Source organism: Streptomyces sp. URMC 126 (assembly GCF_051386555.1).
Taxonomy (GTDB): Bacteria; Actinomycetota; Actinomycetes; order Streptomycetales; family Streptomycetaceae; genus Streptomyces.
The window spans coordinates 1-8,066 of record NZ_JBPQTX010000310.1 but is presented as its reverse complement, the minus strand read 5'-3'; the positions used below and the strand labels follow the sequence as shown (position 1 = coordinate 8,066).

Annotated in this window: 7 protein-coding genes; 2 read left to right on the top strand and 5 right to left on the bottom strand. The window is 75.3% G+C overall.

Annotation, left to right across the window (positions count from 1 at the left end):
- Positions 1 to 121: 121 nt before the first annotated feature.
- From ACSNOK_RS27450 to ACSNOK_RS27440, 3 genes are all read right to left on the bottom strand, one after another.
- Positions 122 to 1,048 carry a D-alanyl-D-alanine carboxypeptidase family protein gene (locus ACSNOK_RS27450; protein ID WP_436783473.1) on the bottom strand — a complete coding sequence of 309 codons (927 nt, stop codon included), beginning with the start codon at positions 1,046 to 1,048 and terminating at the stop codon, positions 122 to 124.
- 176 nt (positions 1,049 to 1,224) lie between these two features.
- Positions 1,225 to 1,758 (bottom strand): Lrp/AsnC family transcriptional regulator, encoded by a 534-nt coding sequence (locus ACSNOK_RS27445; protein ID WP_436783472.1) that lies wholly within the window; start codon positions 1,756 to 1,758, stop codon positions 1,225 to 1,227.
- A 127-nt stretch (positions 1,759 to 1,885) separates the two neighbouring features.
- Positions 1,886 to 3,388 carry an FUSC family protein gene (locus ACSNOK_RS27440; protein ID WP_436783474.1) on the bottom strand — a complete coding sequence of 501 codons (1,503 nt, stop codon included), beginning with the start codon at positions 3,386 to 3,388 and terminating at the stop codon, positions 1,886 to 1,888.
- Between the two features lie 285 nt (positions 3,389 to 3,673).
- On the opposite strand from ACSNOK_RS27440, the gene ACSNOK_RS27435 reads away from it, so the two are divergent.
- The gene (locus ACSNOK_RS27435; protein WP_436783471.1) at positions 3,674 to 4,726 is read left to right on the top strand and encodes a lactonase family protein; all 1,053 of its coding nucleotides are present in this window, start codon (positions 3,674 to 3,676) and stop codon (positions 4,724 to 4,726) included.
- 95 nt (positions 4,727 to 4,821) lie between these two features.
- Here ACSNOK_RS27435 and ACSNOK_RS27430 read toward each other — a convergent pair whose 3' ends face one another.
- Positions 4,822 to 5,760 carry a hypothetical protein gene (locus ACSNOK_RS27430; protein WP_436783470.1) on the bottom strand — a complete coding sequence of 313 codons (939 nt, stop codon included), beginning with the start codon at positions 5,758 to 5,760 and terminating at the stop codon, positions 4,822 to 4,824.
- A gap of 91 nt (positions 5,761 to 5,851) precedes the next feature.
- Entirely contained in the window at positions 5,852 to 7,030 is a 1,179-nt protein-coding gene (locus ACSNOK_RS27425) for an N-acetylglucosamine kinase (RefSeq protein ID WP_436783469.1), read from the bottom strand.
- A gap of 145 nt (positions 7,031 to 7,175) precedes the next feature.
- On the opposite strand from ACSNOK_RS27425, the gene ACSNOK_RS27420 reads away from it, so the two are divergent.
- Complete coding sequence (locus ACSNOK_RS27420) at positions 7,176 to 7,853, top strand: uracil-DNA glycosylase (RefSeq protein ID WP_436783468.1); 678 nt, start codon at positions 7,176 to 7,178, stop codon at positions 7,851 to 7,853.
- Positions 7,854 to 8,066: the final 213 nt, after the last annotated feature.

Here is an 8,066-nt window from a genome sequence, read left to right as displayed (position 1 = left end):
CCCCCCCCCCCCCCCCCCCCCCCCCCCCCCCGGCCGGTGCGGCGCGTCACGGCGGGCGGATGCCGCCGGGGCGGTCCACCGCGGACCGCCGTGCGCGCGCCGGCCGGCCGGGGGCGGCGGCTCAGTCGTGCTGCGCGAAGCTGGGCAGCTGACGCAGCTTCACCTTCGAGCTGGTGTTGAACGACCAGTCCAGCATCTTCACGGCGTCGGGGTACCGCTTGGCCGCGTCGTTGAGGATCACGCCCACGACCGTGCGCTTGCCGCGCTGGGCGGCGAACACCAGGCACGGACCGGCGGCCGTGCCGGTGCCGGTCTTGATGCCGATGGCGCCCTTGTAGGACCCCAGCAGCTTGTTGGTGTTGTACCAGGTGTACGTGCGGTTCACGTTCGTCGCCTTCTGGCGCGTGCTGGTCGCCTTGACGACCGTGGCGAACGTGGCGTTGCCCAGCGCGTGCCGCGCGAGCTTGGCGATGTCGCGCGGCGTGGAGTGGTTCGCTCCCGCCTGCGATATGCCGTCGAACGAGTCGTACTTGGTGTTCTTCATGCCGAGCGCCGCGGCCTTCTTGTTCATCTGGGCGATGAACGACTTGGTGCGCGCGGCCTCGGTCTTGCCGGTGCCGAAATTGTCGGCGAGCGCGTACGCGGCGTCGCACCCGGAGGGCAGCATCAGGCCGTACAGGAGCTGCCGGACCGTCAGCTTGTCACCGGCCCGCAGGTCGGCGGTGCTCGCGCCGTTCTTCGCGACGTAGTCGCGGTACGACTTCTTGATGGTGATCTGCTTGTTCAGGTTGACGCCCCGCGTGTCCAGGACCACGGCGGCCGTCATGATCTTGGTGGTGCTGGCCATCTGGCGCCGGGTGTCGGCGTCCTTGGCCCACAGCTGCCGGTTGGGGCCGCTGTCGAGCAGGAACGCGCCCTTGGCGGCGATGCCCGCCGGGCCGGTCGCCGCCTCGGCCGTGGCCGCGGGAACGGCGACCGCGAACGCGGCGGTCGACGCGGTGACCGCGGCTCCCCACCGACGGGCCCGTCTTCCCCCAGATTGCTGCATATTACGTCTCATTCCTCACGAGTTGTCCCGGGTCTCTCATGGCCGGGTGGAACCAGCAGATCCTCCCACCCTTCCGGGGCACGGGGGAAACTCGGGCGGCCGGCGGGGCGTGAGGGGCGGAAACGCCTCCGTGCGGCAGGAGGTGAGGGCCGGTCAGACGGGAGCGGACGCCGGCGTCATCCGGAGCCGTCGGCCGCCGGGGCGGCGGAACGCCCCCGGGCGCGGCCCTTGTCCTTGCGCCGGACGTCCTGTTCCACGGCGCGCAGCAGCCCCGTCATCCGGTAGGGGACACGCTCGCGCAGCGCCATCTCGGTCCGGGTGCGCACCACGCCCGGGAGCTGGACCAGCCGCTGGATCACGTCCTCCAGATGGGCGGCGTCGCGGGCCACGACCCGCGCCATGAGGTCGCCGCCGCCGGTGATGGAGAACGCCTCTATGATCTCCGGCACCTCCGCCAGCGCGTCCGCGACCGGGTCGAGGTGCCCCTGGGTGACCTCGATGTGCACGAAGGCCAGGACGGGGTGGCCGAGCGCGGCGGGGGACAGCCGGGGGCCGGTCCCCGTGATCACGCCGTCCCGCTCCAGCCGGTCGAGCCGGGCCTGGAGCGTGCCGCGCGCGATGCCGAGCAGCCGCGCGTACTCCCGCGCGCTGGTCCGCGGCTGCTCCAGCAGGAGGCGCAGGATCCTGGTGTCCAGGGCGTCTACGGCCATCGGCGGACGCTCCCTCGTACTCGGGTGCCGGGCCGTCACTGTACCAATGGCCCAGTCCGCGGCCCGGGGCCGGGCAGCGGGCCGGGCCACCGGCCGGCTCGCGCCAGCAGGTGGAGGGCCCCGCCGCTCAGGCCTCCGACAGCGGCGACCGCGGGCTGCTCAGCACGGGCCCGGCCAGGCCCGCGACCGCCCGTTCCAGGTCGTGCAGGTGGGCGAGGGCCCGCTCCGCGCCCGGGTGGTGCTGCGGGGCCGCGAGCCCGAGCTCGGCGGCCGTCGCCGGGGCCTCCGCCGCGGGCAGCAGGGCGCGCAGCGCCGCCTCGACGCGCTGGCAGGCGGCGATCAGCCGGGCGTCGTGCGAGGCGTCGGGGTCGGCCGCGACCTCTGCCAGACCGCGGGCCTGCCGGACGCACTCGTCCAGGTGGGCGGTCACCTGCCGGGCGCGCTCCTTGCGCGCCCGCAGCGGGCTCAGCGGGTGCAGCAGCGGGGCCAGCGAGATCCGCACCCGGGCGAGGAGCGGCTCCAGCTCCGCGACGTACGGCGCCGGGTCCGCCGACGCCTCGCCGGCCAGCCGGCGCGCCGACTCGGCGGTGCAGTGGCGCACGGCCAGCACCGCCCGGCGGATCCAGGCGTCGGTGGCGGCGTGCGTGGTGACCGGCAGCACCAGGGCGACCGCCAGGGCCGAGGCCGCCGCGCCCACCAGGGTCTGCTCGAAACGCAGGAGCAGCAGGCCCGGGTGGAGGACGCCCAGCAGCCCGTACAGCAGGGACGCCATGACGGTCACGAAGAACATCATCCAGCTGTACGAGGGGGCGGCCGTGTAGAAGATGCCGAAGACGCAGAGCGCCACCAGGACGGCGGTCGGCGCGGGGGCGCCGTGCAGCGGCACCGCGACGACCAGCCCCACGGCGATGCCCGCCACCGTGCCCACCACCCGGCGGAAGCCCCGGACCAGGGTCTCGCCGCGCGAGGCCGTGTTCACGAAGATCCACCACGCGGTGCCGACGGCCCAGTACCAGCGCTCGTCCGAGACCAGGTGGCCGACGCCCAGGGCCAGGGCGCACGCGAACGTGTTCTGGAACGCCTGCCGGGTCGTCGGACGCTCCAGGCCGCGCGCCGCCGCCGGCGCGGGGGCGATGACCGGCGGCAGCCGGCGCTCCCAGCACCAGAGCCCGAAACGGACCAGCGACGACGAGACCAGCGCCAGCGCCATCGCCGTGTAGAGCGGCGCCAGCCCCTCCGGCACGGCGTGCAGGAACTGCGCCATGAAGAACATCATGAAACCGAAGATGCCCAGGGCCTGGCCCCGGGGGCCCCAGCGCCGCGCGTACACCCCGGCGAAGACGACGCCGAGGAACGCCGCGTCCCGCGCCACGGGGAGCCCGTGCAGCACGGTCGCCAGCGCGAGCACCGGGACGCCGACGGCCGGCAGCCACGCCGTGGTGACCGCCTGGTCGCGGACCAGGGCGTCGGTGACGGTGAAGAGGGCCAGCAGCGCGGTGAGACCACCGGCGATCGAGGCACCCACCGAACCGGTCGCCAGATGGGAGACCGTCACCGCCAGCCCCACGCCGAGTACGGCCCGGGCCGAGCTCCGCAGCCGGACGCGGCCCGGATCCGGAGCCGCGAACATCTTCTTCAGCTTCACCACCCTCTTCCGATCGCGCGCACAAAAGAGGCGCCGCGGGGATCCCGCAGCGCCATTGACAGGTTCATCAAAACATCCATGGGCCATATGGCTCAAGACAACGGAGAGAAGATGGGCCATCGGCCCACTTTTACCAGGCGGTAACCCGGTGTGCGCAGGGCCATCGGACCAGCCGCGACGCCGGGCCGTGCGGGGTGGCGCCGGGCGGTGTCAGTGGCGCCCTGTAGCGTCGGCACCGACGTGACGGGGACGTGAGAGGGAGGGGACGTGATGACGGTCAGCGGACGGCGCGAACGGCGCGCCTACATCGGCTCGTTCACAAGGGCGGGGGGCCCGGGCATCACCGTGGCGCGCGTGGACGGCGAGACCGGCGCCCTGACCCCCGTGTACTCCACCGCCGTCGCGGCGGACCCCTCGTTCCTGGCCCTGTCCGACGACGGGACCGCGCTCTACGCGGTCGGGGAGACGGAAGGGGGCACGGCCACCGCCTTCTCCCTCGCCGACCCCGACCGGCCGGAGCCGCTCGGCCCGGCCGTGCCCGTCGACGGCGACGCGCCCACCCACCTCGCGCTCGCCGGAGCCCGGCTGTTCACCGCCAACTACCGCTCCGGAAGCGTCAGCGCCCTGCCCGTCGCCGCCGACGGCGCGCTCGGGGCGCCGACCGCGGTGCTGCGGCACGAGGGCAGCGGCCCGGTGACCGCACGGCAGGCGGGCCCGCACGCCCACGCGGTGGCACCCGACCCCACGGGGCGCTGGCTGCTCGCGGTGGACCTCGGCACCGACTCCGTCCACGTCTCCGCGCTCGACCCCGGGACGGGGGAGCCGGTGCCCCACGGCGAGACGCGCCTGCGCCCCGGCAGCGGCCCCCGAACGCTCGTCTTCCACCCGCGCGGGCACCGGGCGTACGTCCTCAACGAGCTCGACGCGACGGTCACCGTCTGCCGCTGGGACGCCGGGACCGGCGCGCTGGAGCCGCTGGAGACGGCGTCCGTGGTGACCTCCGGGGCGGCCGACCCCACGTACCCCTCGACGCCGGTGCTCTCCGCCGACGGCCGGTTCCTCTGGGCGGCCAACCGCGGCGACGACACCCTCGCCACCCTCACCCTCGACCCCTCAGGGGACGGTCCCCGGCTGCGCTCCACCGTCGGCTGCGGCGGGCACTGGCCGCGCCACCTCGCCGCCCACCCCGACGGGGGCCTGCTGTACGCGGCGAACGAGCGGTCGGGCGATGTCACCTGGTTCACGGTCGACCCGGACACGGGCATACCCGAGCGGGCCGGTTCGGTCGCGGCGCCGGCCGCGTCGTGCGTGGTCTTCCGCTGACTCCGGCGGCCCGCCCGTGCCGGGCACCCGGCCCCGAAACGCGGGAAGGGCCTCGGCAGAGGCCCTTCCCGGCGGTCACGCGGTGGTACGGCGGGTCAGCGCACCGGCGCGCCCATCGCCGAGGGCTGGGGGGCGATACCCAGCAGCTCGGTGTACTTGGCGAGGACGAGCCTGCCGATCGCCGGGTACGCGCCCAGCGGCTCCGCCGCGGCGCAGCCCGCCTCCTTCGCGGCCATGGACGGCAGCGCCTCGTCGGCCTCCGGGCCGATCAGGCAGGGGGCGAGGGCCAGGTTGCGCGAGCCGGAGGAGCGGAGCTCGTCGGCGGCGCGGGCCACGGCGCCCTCCTCGTCCAGACCGGCGGCCAGCACGGGCACGGCCAGGCGCGCCGACAGCAGCATGCCGGTGATGCCGGCCGCCTGTACGGCCTCCGGGCCGCCGACCGTGGCCAGGACGATGCCGTCGGCCGCGGTTGCGACGGTGAACAGCCGGGCGCGGTCGGCGCGGGCCAGGCCCGCCTCGGAGAGGCGTACGTGCAGGGCCTCGGCGAGCAGCGGGTGCGGACCGAGCGTGTCCGTCAGCTCGAAGGCGGAGCCGCTGCTGACCACCGACTGGCGTATCCGCCGCAGCACGGCCGTGTCGGGGCCCGCCAGCAGCGGCACCACGACGGCGGCGGGCCCGCGGGCCCAGGCGGCGGCCTCCTCGTCGGAGGCGCCCCGCGCTTCGCTCGTGCGAGCGGTGTGCCGGGCGGCGGCGTAACCGAGGACGGAGTCCAGGGCGGGGAACCCGCCGGCGTCGCCCTCGGCGTCCACGTAGCCGATGCGCGCGTCCAGGCCGGGCAGCTCGGAGCGGGCGATGCTCAGGGTCTCCTCGGCCAGACGGCGCGCGGCCGGACCGGGGGCGCCGGGCACCGCGAGCACGAGCGGGGGCGCGGCCGCCGGCGCGGTCACGGGCTCCGGCCTCCGGTGCCGTCCGGACTGGCGGGGTCGGGGCATTCGTACAGGCAGGCCGGACGTGGGCCCTGTGGGGGAGCTCATGGCGCCGCATGTTATCCGGTCGGGAACCGCCCTGTTTGGGCGGGGGGCGATTGATCGCTCTCTGTCCTGATTTATTCGGTGGCTGATCCGATCACCCGAAGGTGTGTCCGGGTGACGCGGCGGCCGGAGCCCCGGTCGTGACGCTCAGCAGCGATCCGTCCGCCGGCAGCAGCAGACGGTCCGTCACCAGGGCGGCGGCGATACGGGACGCGCCGTCCAGGGGCGATCCCTCCGCGGCTGTCTGCCGAGCGTACGGAAGTTGCTTTCGCAACTCCTGACGGAGCGGCAGCAGCAGCGGTGGCCCGATTCCCGCCAGTCCTCCGGTGAGCGCGACGACGGGCGCCCGACGCCGGGGACCGCCCGCCCGTTCGTCCCCGCCACCAGGGCCGCCGGTGCCGCCGGAAGCGGCGAGGACATCCCCGGCACCGCCCCCGGCGCCCTCACCGTCCGCCGGCGGGCGCCCGCCGGTCGCGTCCGCGTCCGCCGGAGGGCAGGCTGCCGCCGCGGCCTCGGCGATGTGCCGGGCCGCCGTCCGCAGGATGTCCGCCGCCACCGGGCACGCCGCCGCGCACCGGCCGACCTCGGGCGCGAACGAGGCCAGCACGGCCGCCCGGTCGGGCCGGGGGTAGAGCGCCCCCGGCAGGTCGGGAGCCGGGCCGAACACGGCCTCCAGTCGCCCGAGCAGCGCCGGCGAGCCGCCCGGCCGCCCGTCGTACGCCCGCAGCGCCGCCTCCAGTCCGGCCCGGCCGATCCAGGCGCCGCCCCCGCAGTCCCCCAACAGGTGCCCCCAGCCGTCCGCACGCCGCCAGCCGCCGCCCGGGACGAGCCGGGTGCCGAGCGCGACCAGCCCCGTCCCGGCGGCCACGACCACGCCGGGACGCTGGCCGACGGCCCCGGCGTAGGCCGTCACGGCGTCGGAGGCCAGCGCGAGGCGCCGTACGCCCAGCTCGGCGCGGAGCGCACCCGGCAGCACGGCCCGGAGACCGTCGCCGAGCGCCACCATGCCCGCCGCGCCCACGCAGCCCGCCACACAGCGCTCGGCACCGGCCCGGCGCAGCAACTCACGGGCGGGCGGCAGGATCCGGTCGAGCAGGACCCGCGCGTCGATCCCCCGCTCGCCGACGGGCACCGGCTCGGCGGAGGACCAGGTGAGCGCCGGCCCGTCGCCGTACGCGGGGGAGACGGCGACACGGACGCCCGAGCCCCCCGAGTCGACCGCCAGCACATGATCGGCCCTGCGCTCCGGGCGCCGACGCGACGTCAGTTCCATGGGACGGCCCGGCGGGTCGGGTGAGGCCTCATGGCCGGCACCCTACTCCCGGGAGGCGCCTTGGGGTCAGGGCGCCCGTCGGGCCGTCGGCCCTGCCGAAGTCGCCGGACGGAGGGCATGTCGCGAGCCGGTAGAGTGGCGCGTCGTGGTAGCGAGGCCGTTGAGTGAACTAGTCGAGCCCGGTTGGGCGGACGCCCTGAGCCCTGTGGCGGGGCGCATCGCCGCGATGGGTGATTTCCTGCGCGCGGAGATAGCGGCGGGCCGTACCTATCTGCCGGCCGGAGCGCACGTGTTGCGCGCCTTCCAGCAGCCGTTCGACGATGTCCGCGTCCTGATCGTCGGGCAGGATCCCTATCCGACCCCCGGCATGGCGATCGGACTCAGCTTCGCGGTAGCGCCCGAGGTGCGCCAGCTGCCGGGCAGTCTGCAGAACATCTTCCGGGAGCTCAACAGCGATCTCGGTCTGCCCTGGCCGTCCAACGGTGACCTGACCCCTTGGACCCGGCAGGGCGTGCTGCTGCTCAACAGGGCACTGACGACCGCCCCGCGCAAGCCCGCCGCGCACCGCGGCAAGGGCTGGGAAGAGGTCACCGAGCAGGCGATCCGCGCCCTGGCGGCCCGGGGCAAGCCGTTGGTGTCCGTGCTGTGGGGGCGGGACGCCCGCAATCTGCGGCCGTTCCTGGGCGATTATCCGGCGGTCGAGTCGGCTCATCCCTCGCCCATGTCGGCCGACCGAGGGTTCTTCGGTTCGCGGCCCTTCAGCCGCGTGAACGACCTCCTGGTCCGCCAAGGCGCCCAGCCGGTGGACTGGCGACTGCCGTAAAGGGCCGAGCGGCGCCGGAACGGATCGCCGCTCCAGAGCGCGAAGTCCCCTGAGCGCGCCTGGTCACAGCAGCGCCGCCCGGCCTCGGCGCCCCGAGGACTGTGAACGGCGGGGGCCGGCGACGGAGCACCACGCACGGGTCGCTCCGTTTACGGAGTTCGACGAGGCCGAAATTACACGCAACTCCCCTTGCCAACCGCCCGGTTGAAGGTG